Below are 16,392 nucleotides of genomic sequence, written 5' to 3'. Positions count from 1 at the left end.
CATGCCGTCGGCGGATCAATCATGATTGATTTACCATGATGGTTGCTGCGGTCGGTGAGATGCGGCACAGTTCGCGAAGCGTTCCCATTCTCCGCAAGTCCCCGGAAACCATGCCAGAAGCTAAGTCATGACAGTGACCCGCCGCGATTTCCTGTCGGCCTCCACAGCTCTCGCGCTGGCGCCCGTGCTGGGCGGCCGGGTTGTCGCTGCGCCGCTGCCGCGCGAGGCCGACATCGTCGTGATCGGTGCGGGTGCCGCGGGCATTGCCGCCGCGCGGCGGATCGCCGCCGCGAACCGCAAGGTGATCGTGGTGGAGGCGTCCGGCCAGGTCGGCGGGCGCTGCCAGACCGATGCATCGACCTTCGACGTGCCGTTCGACCGCGGCGCGCGCTGGATGCACAATCCCGAAACCAATCCGATGATCCGGCTGGCGCGCTCTGCGGGTCTCGACATCGTCACCGCGCCCGCCGGCCAGAAGATTCGCATCGGCCGCCGCTACGCCCGCCCCGGCGAGACCGAGGAGTTTCTGGCGGCGCTGGTGCGCGCCAATCGCGCCATCGACGACGCCTCGCGCAAGGCCGATATCGCCTGCGCCGCGGCAATGCCGAAGGATCTCGGCGATTGGGCTGGCACCGCGGAATTTCTGCTCGGTGCCAATTTCAGCGGCAAGGATCTGAAGGACCTTTCGGCCGTCGACAAGGTGCGTGCGCAGGATCGCAACACCGCGATCGCCTGCCGGCAGGGACTCGGCGCGCTGATCGCAAAACTCGGCGATGGGCTTCCGCTGGCGCTGTCGACGCCGGCGCAGCGCATCCTGTGGAGCAATCGCGACGTGGTGGTCGAGACGCCCTCCGGCAAGATCACCGCGCGCGCCGTCATCGTCACGGTGTCGAGCAACGTGCTTGCGAGCGGCAACATCAAGTTTGCGCCAGAGATTCCGAAGCGCACGCTCGACGCCGCAGCCAAGCTGGCTCTCGGCAGCTACGATCGCATCGCGTTGCAGATCCCCGGCAATCCGCTCGGGCTGTCGCGCGACGACGTCATCATCGAGCAGAGCAATTCGACCAAGACGGCGCTGCTCTACGGCAATATCGCGGGCTCCTCATTATGCACGATCGACGTCGCAGGCTCGTTCGGCCGCGACCTGTCCGCGCAGGGCGAGAAGGCGATGACTGCTTTCGCGGTGGAATGGCTGACCAAGCTCTACGGCAGCGAGATCGGCGCCGCCGTGAAGAAGACCAGCGCGACGCGCTGGAATGCGCAGCCCTTCATCCTCGGCGCGATGTCGGCCGCAGTACCCGGCGCGCAATTTTCCCGCAGGATCCTATCCGAGCCGATCGGCGCGATGTATCTCGCGGGTGAGGCCACGCACGAGACGCTGTGGGGCACGGTCGATGGCGCCTGGGAGAGCGGCGAGCGCGCCGCCGATGCCGCGCTGCGCAGGATCGGCGGCGTGAAGGATGCGACGCCGGAGCCCGCCGCGCCCGCCGCAAAACACAAGCGCCGCGCGCCTCGCTCTGCGGGACCGATGAATTGATGGTTGGTTAGGTAGCGAGCTGCTGCATAACAGCTGTCGTCCCGGCGAAAGCCGGGACCCATAACCACAGGGTTGTGTCGTAGGAGTGAGCTGTGGCCCGAGCGTGCCCCCTCACACTGGCAGCTTCAGCTCCATCAGGTCCTTCGCCACCACGATGCGGCCCTTGAAATTCGTCTTCACGTCTCTGGTCCAATCGTCGTCGGTGACATCAGGGTCGTCGCCGGGAACGAAATGGCTCAGCACCAGTGTCTTCACGCCGGCGGCGGCTGCGATGCGGCCGACGTCTTCGGTCGAGGTGTGGCTGTCGAGCAGATGCTTCTTCAACGTCGCACCGTTCTTGGTCTTCGCCACCAGGCGATCGACCGCCGGAATGTACAGGCATTCGTGCACCAGCACGTCGGCGCCCCTGGCGAACTCGGCGAGCTTCGGATTGTAGGCCGTATCGCTGGAGAACACGATCGTGCCGTCCGGGGTCTCGAACTTGTAGGCGAAATTGTCTGTGATCGGCGGATGCGGCGTGCGGAACGCGGTGACGGTGACATCAGGCGTCTTCAGCACCATGCCGTCGTCGGTGATGTCCTTGGCGACCAGCAGCTTGCGCGGGTCGGGCCGGCCTTCATCCGCGATCCGGGTCTCGACGTCGAACTTGTTCAGCTCCCAATACTCCTTGGTCATCGCCTCGATGCCCTTGGGGCCGAACGAATGGATCGGCGTCGAGAGCCCGGCCGCCCAGGCGTTATAGAACAGATTGCCGTATTCCAGATTGTGATCGGAATGGTGGTGGCTGATGAGGATGTATTTCACGGACGGGATCGGCACGCCGGCGTTGACCAGCTGCCGGCTGACGCCCATGCCGCAATCGATCACGAACGGCGTGTCGTTGACGACGACGAGATTGGCGGGGTTGGAGGCGCCGTTGCCGACCCGTGGGCCGCCCTTGGTGCCGAGGAACACAATGCGCGTGCGGGGCTTTGTGCCTTGCGCACGCACCGTCGGCGCTGCGAGCAGAGCGGCGCTGCCGAGCGCCAGTTTCAATGTCGTGCGGCGATCGATCATGGTGTTCCTCCCTCGGTCTTATTCTGAACGCGACCCTACCCGCCGCGCAAAATGCCATCAAGCGCCGGCAGGCCGACGATGACGGCTGCTGCGATCAGCGCGTAGCAGATCGCGCGAAACGCCTGCTCGCTGGCCTTGCCGAACAGCGACGCGCCGAACCAGACGCCGATGCCGTAGATCGGGCCGACGATCAGCGAGAACTTGACCGATTCGATCGTGATCAATCCGGTGAACCAGTAGCTGACCAGCGAGAAGAAATCCGAGGCGCCGAAGAACAGCACGATGTTGGCGCGCGAGATCACCGACGAGATCGGGCGTCCCAGCCAGTAGGCGACGATCGGCGGGCCGCCGGTCTGCGCGAGGCCGCTGCAGAAGCCGGACAGGCCGCCGACGCCGATCGAGAGTGCGGCGTGATCCTTGCCGTGGTAGCGCCAGCCCGACAGCAGCAGCGCGAGCAGCGCCGCGACGAAGCAGGAGATGATCCAGCGCGTCGTCACCGGCTCGAGTACCGTCAGGAAATAGGTGCCGATGGGAACACCGACCAACGCGCCGGCGACCATCACCGCGGTCGCCTTGCGATCGGCATGGGTCCAGGCGTTCGGCAGCAGCGGTGTCGCGGCGACGAAATCGATGATGAGTAGCAGCGCTGCCACCAGACGCGGTGCCGCCACGCTGCTCGCCAGCGGCATGAAGATCAGCGCCGAGCCGAAGCCCGAGAAGCCGCGCGCCGTGCCCGACACAAAGGCAATCGCGCAGATCGCGAGTGCGATGCTGGTCGAGATGTCGGAGGGGAGGAGGGTGAAGGAGGTCATGAGGAGCGTCTCTTACCTCGCCCCGCTTGCGGGGAGAGGTCGAAATTCAAGCACAGCTTGAATTTCGGGTGAGGGAAGTCTCCGCAAAAGCCACTATCACCGTACACGTGGAGAAAGCCCCTCACCCCAACCCTCTCCCCGCAAGAGCGGGGCGAGGGAGCAATCCGTCACCCGCGTCAGCTCACGCCCGCAGCGCGCCGCCGGTCTTTTTCGTCACCTCGGCGACGACCTTGGCGGCGACGGCGTCGATCTCCTGGTCGGTCATCGTCTTCTCGCGTGGCTGGATCGTCACCGCGATCGCGATCGACTTCTTGTCGGGATCGATGCCCTTGCCCTCATAGACGTCGAACACGGTCACGTCGGTGATCAGCTTCTTGTCGACATTCTGCGCCGCGCGGACGATGTCGCCGGCCTTGACGCTGCGGTCGACGATGAAGGCGAAGTCGCGCGACACCGGCTGGAATGCGGAGAGCTCCAGCACCGGCTTGGCGCGGGTCGCCCTCTGCTTGCCTTGCGGGATGCGCTCGAGGATCACCTCGAACACGATCATCGGACCGTCGGCGCCGAGCGCCTCGGCCACGCGGGGATGCAGTTCGCCGAAATATCCGAGCACGTTCTGTGGGCCGATCTGGATGGTGCCGGAACGTCCCGGATGCAGCCAAGCGGGCCCACCCGGCACGATCTGCAGCGCCTGCATCGGCGCGCCGGCAGCCGCCAGCACGGCGAAGGCGTCCGCCTTGGCATCCATCGCATCCGCCGTCGTAGCGCCGGTCCAGTGCCGCCCGATCCCCTTCGACGAGGCGTAGCCATGACGTACGCCGGAGGCGGCCACGAGCTGATCCTCGGGCTTGTCGCCGCGGAACACCTGGCCGACCTCGAACAGTGCGACATCGGGAGTGCCGCGATTGATGTTGGTCTGTGCCGCCGCGACGAGGCCGGGCAGCAGGCTCGGCCGCATGTCAGAGAGATCGGCTGCGATCGGGTTGGCGAGCACGAGCTCGCTCTGGCCGCCGCCGAACAGTTTTGCCGCGTCATTGGTGATGAACGACCAGGTCACGGCCTCCACCATGCCGCGGACGCCAAGCGCGCGCTTGGCGCGGCGGGTGCGCTGCTGCATCGGCGTCAGCACCGGCTTGCGCGGCTCCTCGCCACGCTCGAACGGCGTCATCGGCACCTTGTCGACGCCGACGATGCGCACGATCTCTTCCACAATGTCGGCCTTGCCCTGCACGTCGGTGCGCCAGGACGGGACTGCGACCTTCACCACGGGGCCGTTGCCGGCCAGCATGAAGCCGAGCCGGGTGAGGATCAGCTTCACTTCGACCAGCGGCACCTCGATGCCGGCGAGGCGCTTGACCTCGCTGAGCGGGAAGTCGATGACGCGATCCTCGCCGAACTGCTTGCCGACCACGACGTTCTCGGACGGGGTGCCGCCGCACAGCTCCAGCACCAGTCTGGTCGCGAGCTCGAGCCCGGGCACCATGAAGGCCGGATCGACGCCGCGCTCGAAGCGGTAGCGCGCGTCCGAATTGATGCCGAGTTTGCGGCCGGTCTGCGCGATGTTGATCTCGTTCCAGAGCGCCGATTCGATCAGCACGTCGGTCGTGTTGTCGTCGCAGCCCGAGGCCTCGCCGCCCATGATGCCGGCGAGCGATTCGACGCCGTGCTCATCGGCGATCACGCAGACATTGCCGTCGAGCGTGTAGGTGCGGCCGTCGAGCGCAAGCAACGTCTCGCCATCTTTCGCGCGGCGGACGGTGAGGTTGCCCTGCACCTTCTTCGCGTCGAACACGTGCAGCGGACGCGCGCGGTCGTAGGTCATGAAGTTGGTGATGTCGACCAGCGCGTTGATCGGGCGCAGGCCGATCGAGGTCAGCCGCTTCTGCAGCCATTCCGGCGACGGACCGTTCTTGACGCCGCGCACCAGCCGCAGCGCGAAGCCCGGACACAGCGTGGCGTCTTCCACCTTGACCTGGACCGGGCAGGGGAATTCGCCCTTGATTTGCTTGATGCCCGGGTCCTTGAACTTACCCATGTCGGCGGCAGACAGATCGCGCGCGATGCCGTGCACGCCGGTGCAGTCCTGCCGGTTCGGCGTCAAATTGATCTCGATGACGGGATCGCCGAGCGCGGCCCATTCGGCATAGCCCTTGCCGAGCGGCGCATCCGCCGGCAGCTCCATGATGCCGTCGTGGTCTTCCGAGATCTGCAGTTCGGCCGCCGAGCACAGCATGCCGCGGCTCTCGACGCCGCGGATGGTGCCGACGCCGAGCGTGATGTCCTTGCCGGGGATGTAGGTGCCGGGCGGTGAGAACACGCTGATCAGCCCCGCCCGCGCATTCGGCGCACCACACACCACCTGCACCGGCGCACCGCCGTCGCCGGTGTCGACCATGCAGACGCGCAGCCGGTCGGCATTCGGATGCTGCTCGGCCGAGATCACGCGCGCGATGGTGAACGGCGCGAGCGCCTTCGCCTTGTCCTCGATGTTCTCGACCTCAAGCCCGATCATGGTGAGCTTGTCGGCGAGCTTGTCGAGCGGCTCGTCGGTCTCGAGATGTTCCTTCAGCCAGGAGAGGGTGAACTTCATGACGATGACTTCTCCGGTCCCCTCTCCCGCTTGCGGGGGAGGGTCAGGGTGGGGGCTCTCTCCGCGATGGCAGCGGCGATTGTTTCAAGGACGCCTGCGCGGTTCGTCATGACGTCGAGATTGCTGAAGCGAAGCACTTTGAAGCCTTTCGCTTCAATGATGACTGACCGCGCGGTATCGGCGCGTTCGCCTTCGTCCGAAAAGTGTTGACCGCCGTCGAGCTCAATCACCAGCCTCGCCGCGTGGCAGACGAAGTCAGCGATGTAGTTGTCGATCGGCACCTGACGGCGGAAGGTTGCGCTGTTCAGGCGATTGCCTCGCAGCTCCGACCAGAGGATTCGCTCCACGTCGGTGGAGTTCTTGCGAAGCGCACGGGCATTAGAACGCAGTCTCTGCGAGACTTTCCAATCCGGATGCTCTGGATCGACCATCGGCAGCCCCATTGTGGAGAGACCCCCACCCCAGCCCTCCCCCGCAAGCGGGAGAGGGAGTTCGACCGTTCGCGGCGATGGAATCTTCGTATCCATGCGAGCACGCCCTCTCCATTCCCTCTCCCGCTTGCGGGGGAGGGGCAGGGAGGGGGCTCTCTCCGCGATGGAAGCGGGAGTTGTATTCACGTACTCAACCCTCCCGCGACGGTCGGGATGTCGAGCGGCTTGAAGCCGTAGTGGGTGAGCCAGCGGATGTCGTTCTCGAACAGCTGGCGGAGATCGGCGATGCCGTATTTCAGCATCGTGATGCGGTCGAGGCCCATGCCCCAGGCAAAGCCCTGGTAGACGTCGGGATCGATGCCGCAGGCGCGCAGCACGTTCGGGTGCACCATGCCGCAGCCGAGAATCTCCATCCAGTCCTCGCCCTCGCCGAAGCGAATCTCGCCCTTGTCGCGGCGGCACTGGATGTCGACCTCGAGCGACGGCTCGGTGAACGGGAAGAACGACGGCCGGAACCGCATGTTGATGTGGTCGACCTCGAAGAACGCCTTGCAGAACTCGTGGAGGATCCATTTCAGGTGGCCGAGATGCGAGCCCTTGTCGATCACGAGGCCTTCGACCTGATGGAATTGCGGCGTGTGCGTCGCATCCGAGTCGATGCGATAGGTGCGGCCCGGGCAGATGATGCGGATCGGCGGCTTCTGGCTCAGCATGGTGCGCACCTGCACCGGCGAGGTGTGGGTGCGCAACAGCATGCGCGAGCCGTCCTGCTTCGGATTGAAGAAGAAGGTGTCGTGCATCTCGCGAGCGGGATGGCCGATCGGGAAATTCAGCTTGGTGAAATTGTAATCGTCGGTCTCGATGTCGGGACCTTCGGCGATCGCAAATCCCATGTCGGCGAAGATGGTGTTGACCTCATCGAACACCTGGCTCAGCGGATGGATACGGCCGGTCTCCGCCGGCGCTTCGCGTAGCGGCAGCGTGACGTCGATGGTCTCGGCGGCGAGCCGCGCATCGAGTGCGGCCGCTTTCAGCACGTCGCGCCTGGCCGCGAGCGCCTGCGTCACCGCGTCCTTGGCGAGGTTGATCTTCGCGCCTTCGGTCTTGCGCTCCTCCGGCGACATCTTGCCGAGGGTCGCGAGAAGCGCCGAGATCGAGCCCTTCTTGCCGAGCGCCGAGACGCGCACCGCCTCGAGGGCGGCCTCGTCAGCAGCCGAGGCGATCTGGTCGAGGATGGATGTTTCGAGCGTTGCGAGGTCGGACACGGTCAATTCCTGCGCTGAGCATGATCCGGCGGGAAGAGCCGGCTTCCGAACCATGCGCCAAAATTCGGCTGGTTGTCGCCGCCCGAAGGCCGTAACGTCAAGCAAAAAGCCGGTCATTTCGGGCTTGTGGCCGGCGGCATTGAACCCCGCGCGGAGGTCGGGCTACCCAAGGGGAGTTCAAGGAGACCCACGCGATGTTGCTGCGATCTTGCCTTGCCGTGCCGGCGGTCCTGTTCACGCTCGCCACGGCGCATGCCGCGACCGAGGAATGTCCCGCCAAATCGACCCAGATGGACGACATCATCGCAGTGCTGGAGAAGGCGCCGAGCTGCAACCGCGCGATGAAGATCTTCGAGGCATGCGAATACGGCGCCAGCGGAGACGTCCAGTTCGGTGCCGTGGTCGAGAAGAAATGCGAGGCGGACTTCCTGTCCGGCCTCAAAGGCACGCCGAAGCGGACGTACCAGCACGAGATGCAGGTCTGCGACCGCAAGTACCGGAATGAATCCGGCACCATGTACATCTCGTTTACGGCGTTCTGCCGGGCGCAGGTCGCCCAGCGCTATTCGCAGAAGGCGCTGAAAGCGGGCCCGAAAGCCCGCTAGGATCAGGCAGCCAGCGCGGCCTTGGCCTTCTCGGCGATCGCTTGGAACGCAACCGGCTCGTGGATCGCGAGGTCCGACAGCACCTTGCGGTCGACGACGACGCCCGACTTGGAGAGGCCGTTGATGAACACGCTGTAGGTCATGCCGAACGGACGGACCGCGGCGTTGATGCGCTGGATCCAGAGCGCGCGGAAGGTGCGCTTCTTGCGCTTGCGGTCGCGGAAGGCGTACTGGCCGGCCTTTTCGACGGCCTGCTTGGCAGTGCGGATGGTGTTCTTGCGGCGGCCGTAATAGCCCTTGGCAGCCTTGAAGACTTTCTTGTGCTTGGCGTGAGAGGTCACACCGCGTTTGACGCGAGACATGACTGAAATCCTTGAGATCTAGAAGAAGTGACGGGGCGCCGCGCGGGGCGCGGCCGGGTTCAAGCAGATGAGCGCGATCAGGCGTTCGGCAAGAAGTACTTCTTGACGTTGTCGCCGTCGGTCTTGAACAGCACGCGGGTGCCGCGGAGCTGACGGATCTGCTTCTTCGTCCGCTTGATCATGCCGTGGCGCTTGCCGCGCTGAGCGTGCATGACTTTGCCAGTGGCAGTCACCTTGAAGCGCTTTTTAGCGCCCGACTTGGTCTTCAACTTGGGCATTTAGCTCTCCTGTCGCCCAACACGAATATCGCCCAAAGAGGCGTTCGGCCGGCTAAAATGCTCGTTAGAGCGTTGAAAGTGCTATGGTTTTTTCCGAATTGAAAGAACCTGCACTGAACGTCGCCACGGCAGCCCTTGATCAGCCGGGCGGCGAAGGCCCGGCTTATGACAGAGGATCGGCCATTTTGCAACGTCTTGCGGCCGGGAACCGGCGCCATCCGGGCTACGAAAAGAAACGGCCCGCCAGAGGTTCTGACGGGCTGTCCCATTCTCAACAAAGCGACGAATTCGAATTAGCGCGGCGCCAGCACCATCACGACCTGGCGGCCTTCGAACCTCGCGTCCTGCTCGACTTTGGCGAACTCGGCAACGTCGGCCTTCACCTTGTCCAGGAGCTTGGTGCCGATCTCCTGGTGCGCCATCTCACGACCGCGGTAGCGCAAGGTGATCTTGACCTTGTCGCCTTCCTCGAAGAAGCGCTGCATCGCGCGCATCTTCACGTCATAGTCGTGATCGTCGATCATCGGGCGGAGCTTGATCTCCTTGATCTCGACGACCTTCTGCTTCTTGCGAGCTTCGGCGGCCTTCTTCTGCGCGGAATATTTGTACTTGCCGTAGTCCATGATCTTGCAGACCGGAGGACTGACATTCGGCGAAATCTCGACGAGGTCCATGCCGGCGTCCATGGCCATCTTGATGGCCACCATGGTTTCGACGGTGCCCTGGTTGACACCATCGGCATCGATCAGCTGGATCTGCGCGTTGCGAATCTCATCATTGGTGCGCGGCCCGTCTTTTGCGACTGTGGGCGGGGCTCTATTGGGACGGCGAATGGGTAACTCTCCAAAGTTGTGAAAGGGAAGGCGGATATTTTGAAGCAAGACGCTGCGACGGGCAAGCGAACTCGCTCTTTTACGCGGCAAAACCGTCAATTGCGAGGCATTTTAGCCACGCCGGGCACATATAGCCGGCACATCTGCTCTGCAAGGCGGGCCTGTCGCCGTTGACCGGTGCCGCGCGACGATTGAAAAGCAGATCTCTGACATGCGAGTGACCGAACCATGAGCCAAACCACCGCATCCGAGCAGGAACCCGCCTTCATCGAGGTCGGCGAGGGCCGCGGAGCACGCCGGATCGCAGTGCGCGCCCGTCCGGGCGGCGGCCCCGGCAGCGCAAGTGGCGCGCCCGGCCTGGTCTGGCTCGGCGGCTTCAAGTCCGACATGACCGGCACCAAGGCGATCGCGCTCGATGCATGGGCCGCCGAGCATGGCCGCAGCTGCGTCAGGTTCGACTATTCCGGTCACGGCGAGTCCAGCGGCGAGTTCGCCGACGGCACCATCGGCCGCTGGCTCGAGGAGAGCGTCGCGGTGTTCTCGCAGTTCTGCCGCGGGCCGCAGGTCGTGATCGGGTCCTCGATGGGCGGTTGGATGGCGCTGCTGTTGGCGCGCGAGATCATGCGTCGCGGGAACGCGAAGGCGCAGCTCGCCGGCCTCGTGCTGATCGCGCCGGCGCCCGACTTCACCGAGGAATTGATGTGGAAGGGTTTTTCGCCGGAGATCCGCGCCGAGATCGAGACCAAGGGCGTGTGGCTCAGGCCATCCGAATATGGCGACGGCTCGCCAAATCCGATCACCCGCAATCTGATCGAGGAAGGCCGCAACCACTTGCTGCTCGGCAGCAAGATCGACGTCGGCTGCCCGGTGCGCATCCTGCAGGGCGCGCAGGATCACGACGTGCCGTGGAAGCACGCGTTTGCGCTGGTGCATCGGCTGCCGGCCGAGGACGTGGTGCTGACCATGATCCAGGACGGCGATCACCGCCTGTCGCGTCCGCAGGACATCGCGCGGATCATCGCCGCGGTGGCGGAGATCGGTTAAGCTCCCTGCACAGGGAGAAGCCAATGAATACGACGACAATGCTGCGCGCGTTCTGCGACGCGGTCGAACAGCGCGACGGCAAGGCCTTCGCAAGTCTCTTCACCGAGGACGGCGTCTATCACGACGTGTTCTACGGCGCGTTCGAGGGTCACGCCAAAATCGCCGAGATGATCGACGACTGGTTCTACCGGACCGCGACCGATTTCCGCTGGGTGATGCACGATCCCGTCAGCGACGGCGCGACGCTCTACGCGCGCTACACGTTCAGCTACCGCTCGACCTTGCCGGAAGCCAAGGGGGCGCGCGCGATGTTCGAGGGCGTCGCGATCATGCGGCTGCGCGATGGCAAGATCACGGAGTACCACGAGGTCGCCAATACCGCGCCGGCCTTCGTCGATCTCAACTTCGCGCCGGAGCGGATCGCCAAGATCGTCGGGAAGCAGGGCGCCGCGCTGCGGGCGCGGCCGGAGATGAAGCGGCATTTGGCTTGAGCTAAGCCGCAGTCTCTTCATCGTCATTCCGGGCTCGCGCCAAGAGGCGCGCCCCGGAATGACGACGGTGAAGAGGGCCTACGGCGGCGGCGGATTGCTCATCGGCTTGCGCTGGGCGAGCGCCGCCACAGTGGACGTGCCGATTGGGCCCTGCTCGTCATAGAGCCAGCATTCACCGATCGCGATGCCGTCGCTGGCGTGATGGTTGACGACCTCGAAGCCGATCCAGTTGCTCACCGGCAAGCGGTGCAGATAGATCGTGACGTCGCTGTTGATGTAGCCGAGGCCCTGGTCGCCTGCGTTGGCGAAGGGGCTGGCGAAATCCGCGCCGGTCGCGACATGGACGAACGGCGTCATCTTCACGCCCCCGACGAGCTCGCGGACTTCGCTCATCCAGAGCCTGCGCGCGCCGAGCGAGCCCATGTGGCCGACAATCGGCCGCGTCTCCCATTTGCCGTTCATGCCGAGCCTCGGATCGGCCGGCTTCGGAATGTCCGCGGGTGCCGGCACCTGCCAGTTCGGCGGCGACCACACATTGCCGGGCGCATTTTCCGTCCTGCGCAACAACTGGCAGGAGGCGCGCGCCATGCTGGTGCCGCCGGAGACGAACTCGGCCTCGATCACCTTGATGCGGAGCCCATCGCGCACGACCTTCGTCGTCACCTCGACCGGCGTCGTGATGTTGGGCAGCCGAAACATGTCGACCGTGAGCCGTGCCGGGACGAAATCGTCGGAGCCGTGGCGCTCCTCGATGACGAAGCCGAGCAGGCCGATCACGACGCGGCCGTGCATCGATTCCGGGCTCCACGGACCGTTCGCAACTGACGTCGGCATGAAGCCGTCGCCGTGTCTGGTGAAGAAGGGCTGGTTTGTCATGGCCCGCGACCATGACGGGAACGGCGCGATGAAATCAAGAGGTGGCTGCGGCACGCCACTCCTGCTGCACGCTGATATCAGGCTCGCCGCCGGCGCGTGACGCCAGTGCCGCAAACGCGTCGCGGGCGAGCAGTTGGGACAGCGCCCACACTGCCGCGCCGCGCACCAGCGGGCTTGCATCGTCGAGCAGGCGCAGCGCTTCGGCGGCGAGGTTGGCATCGCCGGAATTGCCGATCGCGATCAGCACATTGCGGATGAAGCGGTCGCGGCCGATGCGCTTGACCGGCGATTTCGTGAACAGCGCGCGAAACGCGGCATCGTCGAGCCGCGCGAGATCGGCGAGCGCGGGTGCGCGCAACGCATCGCGTGCCGCAAGCGTCTGTTCGCGGCCGGCCTCGGCAAACTTGTTCCACGGACACACCGCGAGGCAATCGTCGCAGCCATAGATGCGGTTGCTGATGGCCTTGCGGAATTCGTGCGGGATCGGACCTTTGTTTTCGATCGTCAGGTACGAGATGCAGCGCCGCGCATCGAGCTTGTAGGGTGCAGGAAATGCCGCGGTCGGACAGATGTCCTGGCAGGCGCGGCAGCTGCCGCAGTGATCCGCTTCGCCCTCGTCGCGCGGCAACTCGGTCGCGGAATAGATCGCGCCGAGAAACAGCCACGAGCCGAACTCGCGCGACACGAGATTAGTGTGCTTGCCCTGCCAGCCGATGCCGGCGGCTTGTGCCAGCGGCTTCTCCATCACAGCGGCGGTGTCGACGAACACCTTCACCTCGTCGCCGGTCGCAGCGGCGAGCCAGCGCGCGAGCGTCTTCAGCCGCTTCTTGATCACGTCGTGGTAGTCGTCGCCCTGTGCATAGACCGAGATCGCGCCATGCGACCGGCGCGCGAGAATATCCAGCGGATTATCGTCTGGCCCGTAATTGACGCCGAGCATGATGATCGAGCGCACGCCGCCCCACAGCACGCGCGGGTCGGTGCGCCGCTCCGGATTGGCCGCGAGCCAGTCCATCTCGCCATGGCCGCCGGAGCCGAGGAATTCCAAAAAATATTGTCCGGCTTCGCGCGTCGCATCAGGATCGGTGAAGCCGAGGGCATCGAAGCCGAGCGCGCGCGCCTCGCGCCCGAGCGCCGCCTTGAGATCGGACGGAGAGAGCCGGACCGCCTGGTTCAGAAGTCGAGGTCCACATAGGTGCGCGACGCCGGCACCCCCGCCAGCCATTCGCTGAGCAGCGGGCGGAACGACGGGCGGGATTTCACCCGCGCGTACCACGCCTTTGCCGCGTCGTCCTCGCTCCATGGCACGTCGCCCAGATAGTCGATCGCCGAGAGATGCGCCGCGGCGGCGAGGTCCGCGTAGGTGAGGCGGTCGCCGGCGAGATAGTTCCGCGTCTTCGCCAGCCAGCCGATATAGCTCAGATGATAGCGCACATTGACCTTGGCGGCGCGCATGATGTCGGGGGCCGGCGGGCCGCCGCCATTGTCCTCGCTCATGAAGCGCTTGTAGATCCGCTCGGTCACCAGCGGGTTGGAGGCTTCCTCGAAGAATTTCTCGTTGAACCACGCCATCAGCCGGCGCACCTCGACACGCTCGGCCGTCGAGGTCGGCAGCAGCCGCCGCTCGCCGGCATCGAGGCCATGCGTCTCGTCGACATATTCGGCGATGATGGGTGCACCCGGGATCGGCGGAAAACCCTCGGCGATCAGGACCGGCGTGTTTGCCGCCGGATTGAGCGCCAGGAACGCCTCGCGCCGCTCCCAGACCCGTTCCTCCACCAGGCGCAGATCGAGGCCATACTCGCCGAGCACGAGGCGAATGAAGCGCGAATGCGGACAGAACGGATGGTGATACAGCGTATACATGAAGCCCTTGGTAGTGTCGTGGCGCTTAAGAAACCATCAACCTGTGTGACCTGACCTGTGAATTGGGCGGACCAGTTCCGCTCGTCTCTATGTCGCGTCGGCGCGCAAACCGGTAGCCACCCCCGCAGATGGTGCGGGTCACAAAAACGCTATAGCCCAGCAAATCGGCCGGGTAACCCATTGTTTGACGATTCTTTGCGATTGCGGCCTATGTGCGAATAAGCGAGAAGAATTCGGTTTTCCACACAGGGCAGATCAGATCATGATGACGGATATGCTGCGGGCGGTGATTCTCGGCATCGTCGAGGGCGTCACAGAGTTCCTGCCGGTTTCTTCGACAGGCCACCTGCTGCTCGCGGAACGCTTCTTCAATCTCGGCGAAGGCAATTTCTGGAAGAGCTTCGCGATCCTGATTCAGCTCGGTGCGATCCTCGCGATCCTCGTGCTCTACTTCAGCAGATTGTGGCGCGTCGCGCTCGGCATGTTCTCCAATCCCGACGACCGCCGCTTCGTGATCGGCGTGCTGGTGGCGTTCCTGCCCGCCGTCGTGATCGGCCTGCTCGCCGGCAAATACATCAAGGAATTCCTGTTCAATCCGTGGGTGGTCTGCTTCACGCTGATCGTCGGCGGCGCCGTCCTGCTCTGGGTCGATCAGCTCGATCTCAAAGTGTACGAAGACGATGCGACCCGGTTCCCGCTGCTGATGTATTTCTGGATCGGCGTCGCGCAGTGCCTGGCGATGATCCCCGGCGTGTCGCGCTCCGGTGCCAGCATCGTCGCTGCGATGCTGCTCGGCGCCGACAAGCGCTCGGCGGCGGAGTTCTCGTTCTTCCTCGCGATCCCGACCATGGTCGGCGCGTTCGCCTATGATTTCTACAAGAACCGCGCTGACTTCACCTCGGACAATCTCAGCGTCATCGCGGTCGGCTTCGTGGTGTCGTTCATCACCGCGATGATCGTGGTGCGGGCATTCCTCAACTTCGTCACCCGCCGCGGTTTCACCTTCTTTGCCTGGTGGCGCGTGATTGTCGGCACGCTCGGCCTGATTGCGCTGGCGATGGGAAAATAAGGCCACAGACGCCGTCCCTCACCGTCATTCTGAGGAGCCGCGGAGCGGCGCCTCGAAGGATGCACGGCCCAGCTCTCGGCCGATTCATCCTTCGAGGCTCGCTGCGCTCGCACCTCAGGATGACGGGGATAGAGTTGCGTTGCACGGGCGTTGCGGCCCGCACCGCTAGCTGGACGCTTCGCTTCGCCGGGACGACAAGCGGAGAGAGCGGCCTACGCGCTCTTCTTCTGGAACTGCCCGCTCGCGCGGAAGCGCCAGAGATATTGCGGGGCGATCGCTTCCATCGAATCGGGCGTGATGCCGAGGCCCGCGAAAGTGAGACCGGCGGCCTTGGCGGCGTCGGAGACCACATTGTCCGCGCGTAGCATCGCGACCTGGTCCGGGGTCAGCGTGAACGGCCCCGGCGCGAATTGCAGGACATACGACTGCAGCTTGGCGAGGCCAAACGGCAGCGGCGCCAGCATGCGATCGCGCTGGGTGATCTGGAGGATGATCTGCATCACCTCGCGCATGGTCAGCACTTCCGGGCCGCCGAGCTCGTAGGTCGCGCCTGCCTTCGCCTTGCCGTCCACGGCATCGGCCACAGCGTCCGCGACGTCGGCGACATAGGCCGGCTGCACCTTGTTGACGCCACCGCCGACCAGCGGCAGCACCGGCGACATCCGCGCCAGCGCCGCAAAGCGGTTGGTGAACTGATCCTCGGGCCCGAACAGCAGCGACGGCCGCATGATGGTGGCCTGCGGCAGGGCCGCCTGCACCGCCTGCTCGCCTTCCGCCTTGGCGCGGTAATAACCCGACAGCGAATCCTTATCGGCCCCGATCGCCGAGACATGGACCATCTGGGCGCCATTCGCGGCTGCCGCCTTGGCGATGGTCTCGGCGCCCTTCACCTGCACGGCGTCAAAGCTCTGCCCGCCGCCTTCGGCCAGGATGCCGACCAGGTTGATGGCGATATGCGAATCACGCATCGCCGCCTCGACCGAGGCCGGGTAGCGGACATTGGCCTGGACCGCGTGAATCTGCCCGACGCGGCCGAGCGGCTGCAGATGGCCGGCCAGTTCAGGCCGCCGCACCGCGACTCGCACGCGGTAATCGCGCTTGCAGAGTGCCCGGACCACGTTCCGCCCCAGAAATCCGGATCCGCCGAATACCGTGACGAGCGTTTCCAGGTTCGATGCCATGAGGTCCATTCCTGCCGGATTCGAGAGCGATTGGGCGTATTTACAGCCTCTCGCGATACGCCATCAGCCCAATCCTGTACAGGCTAATTGAATTTC

17 protein-coding genes are annotated in these 16,392 nt (G+C 64.8%); 5 read left to right on the top strand and 12 right to left on the bottom strand.

The features are described from left to right. The first annotated feature begins 127 nt into the window (after positions 1-127). A complete protein-coding gene (locus ACE103_RS42560; protein ID WP_375777789.1) occupies positions 128-1,537 on the top strand; it encodes a flavin monoamine oxidase family protein in 1,410 nt (469 codons plus the stop codon). A 111-nt stretch (positions 1,538-1,648) separates the two neighbouring features. On the opposite strand, the gene ACE103_RS42555 is transcribed toward ACE103_RS42560, so the two are convergent. From ACE103_RS42555 to pheS, 5 genes are all read right to left on the bottom strand, one after another. Beyond that, entirely contained in the window at positions 1,649-2,593 is a 945-nt protein-coding gene (locus tag ACE103_RS42555; RefSeq protein WP_375777788.1) for an MBL fold metallo-hydrolase, read from the bottom strand. A gap of 35 nt (positions 2,594-2,628) precedes the next feature. After that, positions 2,629-3,405, bottom strand: a complete 777-nt coding sequence (locus tag ACE103_RS42550; protein ID WP_375777787.1) for a sulfite exporter TauE/SafE family protein — start codon at positions 3,403-3,405, stop codon at positions 2,629-2,631. 181 nt (positions 3,406-3,586) lie between these two features. Next, positions 3,587-5,995, bottom strand: a complete 2,409-nt coding sequence (gene pheT, locus ACE103_RS42545) for a phenylalanine--tRNA ligase subunit beta (protein ID WP_375777786.1) — start codon at positions 5,993-5,995, stop codon at positions 3,587-3,589. After that, the gene (locus ACE103_RS42540; protein WP_375777785.1) at positions 5,992-6,522 is read right to left on the bottom strand and encodes an endonuclease domain-containing protein; all 531 of its coding nucleotides are present in this window, start codon (positions 6,520-6,522) and stop codon (positions 5,992-5,994) included. The genes pheT and ACE103_RS42540 overlap by 4 nt, the downstream gene beginning before the upstream one ends. A gap of 86 nt (positions 6,523-6,608) precedes the next feature. Continuing rightward, complete coding sequence (gene pheS / locus ACE103_RS42535) at positions 6,609-7,691, bottom strand: phenylalanine--tRNA ligase subunit alpha (protein WP_375777784.1); 1,083 nt, start codon at positions 7,689-7,691, stop codon at positions 6,609-6,611. A 194-nt stretch (positions 7,692-7,885) separates the two neighbouring features. Here pheS and ACE103_RS42530 point away from each other — a divergent pair, with 194 nt between their 5' ends. Continuing rightward, positions 7,886-8,296, top strand: a complete 411-nt coding sequence (locus ACE103_RS42530; RefSeq protein ID WP_375777783.1) for a hypothetical protein — start codon at positions 7,886-7,888, stop codon at positions 8,294-8,296. Positions 8,297-8,298: 2 nt separating this feature from the next. Here ACE103_RS42530 and rplT read toward each other — a convergent pair whose 3' ends face one another. The 3 genes from rplT to infC all read right to left on the bottom strand — a co-directional run bounded on the left by rplT (position 8,299) and on the right by infC (position 9,769). Next, a complete protein-coding gene (gene rplT / locus ACE103_RS42525; protein WP_029081033.1) occupies positions 8,299-8,658 on the bottom strand; it encodes a 50S ribosomal protein L20 in 360 nt (119 codons plus the stop codon). A gap of 77 nt (positions 8,659-8,735) precedes the next feature. Continuing rightward, complete coding sequence (rpmI, locus tag ACE103_RS42520) at positions 8,736-8,936, bottom strand: 50S ribosomal protein L35 (RefSeq protein ID WP_008539890.1); 201 nt, start codon at positions 8,934-8,936, stop codon at positions 8,736-8,738. A 293-nt stretch (positions 8,937-9,229) separates the two neighbouring features. Beyond that, positions 9,230-9,769 carry a translation initiation factor IF-3 gene (gene infC, locus ACE103_RS42515; RefSeq protein WP_223972529.1) on the bottom strand — a complete coding sequence of 180 codons (540 nt, stop codon included), beginning with the start codon at positions 9,767-9,769 and terminating at the stop codon, positions 9,230-9,232. Positions 9,770-9,997: 228 nt separating this feature from the next. Here infC and ACE103_RS42510 point away from each other — a divergent pair, with 228 nt between their 5' ends. Together ACE103_RS42510 and ACE103_RS42505 are read left to right on the top strand one after the other, a co-directional pair. Next, on the top strand, positions 9,998-10,813 hold the full coding sequence (locus tag ACE103_RS42510) for an alpha/beta hydrolase (protein ID WP_375777782.1): 816 nt from the start codon (positions 9,998-10,000) through the stop codon (positions 10,811-10,813). Positions 10,814-10,836: 23 nt separating this feature from the next. Then, positions 10,837-11,304: a nuclear transport factor 2 family protein gene (locus tag ACE103_RS42505; protein ID WP_375777781.1), complete on the top strand. Its 468-nt coding sequence runs from the start codon at positions 10,837-10,839 to the stop codon at positions 11,302-11,304. Between the two features lie 78 nt (positions 11,305-11,382). On the opposite strand, the gene ACE103_RS42500 is transcribed toward ACE103_RS42505, so the two are convergent. From ACE103_RS42500 to ACE103_RS42490, 3 genes are read right to left on the bottom strand one after another with little or no spacing between them, the layout of a single operon-like run. Next, entirely contained in the window at positions 11,383-12,180 is a 798-nt protein-coding gene (locus tag ACE103_RS42500) for an acyl-CoA thioesterase domain-containing protein (RefSeq protein WP_223971484.1), read from the bottom strand. A gap of 34 nt (positions 12,181-12,214) precedes the next feature. Next, a complete protein-coding gene (queG, locus tag ACE103_RS42495; protein ID WP_375777780.1) occupies positions 12,215-13,405 on the bottom strand; it encodes a tRNA epoxyqueuosine(34) reductase QueG in 1,191 nt (396 codons plus the stop codon). Further along, positions 13,354-14,046 (bottom strand): glutathione S-transferase family protein, encoded by a 693-nt coding sequence (locus tag ACE103_RS42490; protein WP_097671348.1) that lies wholly within the window; start codon positions 14,044-14,046, stop codon positions 13,354-13,356. The genes queG and ACE103_RS42490 overlap by 52 nt, the downstream gene beginning before the upstream one ends. A 262-nt stretch (positions 14,047-14,308) precedes the next feature. Between ACE103_RS42490 and ACE103_RS42485 the strand changes: the two genes are divergently transcribed. Further along, positions 14,309-15,115, top strand: a complete 807-nt coding sequence (locus ACE103_RS42485) for an undecaprenyl-diphosphate phosphatase (RefSeq protein WP_375777779.1) — start codon at positions 14,309-14,311, stop codon at positions 15,113-15,115. 212 nt (positions 15,116-15,327) lie between these two features. On the opposite strand, the gene ACE103_RS42480 is transcribed toward ACE103_RS42485, so the two are convergent. Further along, positions 15,328-16,296, bottom strand: coding sequence for a complex I NDUFA9 subunit family protein (locus tag ACE103_RS42480; RefSeq protein WP_375777778.1), 969 nt, complete (start codon positions 16,294-16,296; stop codon positions 15,328-15,330). Positions 16,297-16,392: the final 96 nt, after the last annotated feature.

This window comes from Bradyrhizobium sp. ma5 (assembly GCF_042258955.1).
Classification (GTDB): domain Bacteria; phylum Pseudomonadota; class Alphaproteobacteria; order Rhizobiales; family Xanthobacteraceae; genus Bradyrhizobium.
Note: the sequence above shows the minus strand (reverse complement) of the source record. Positions and strands in the feature narration are given on the sequence as shown.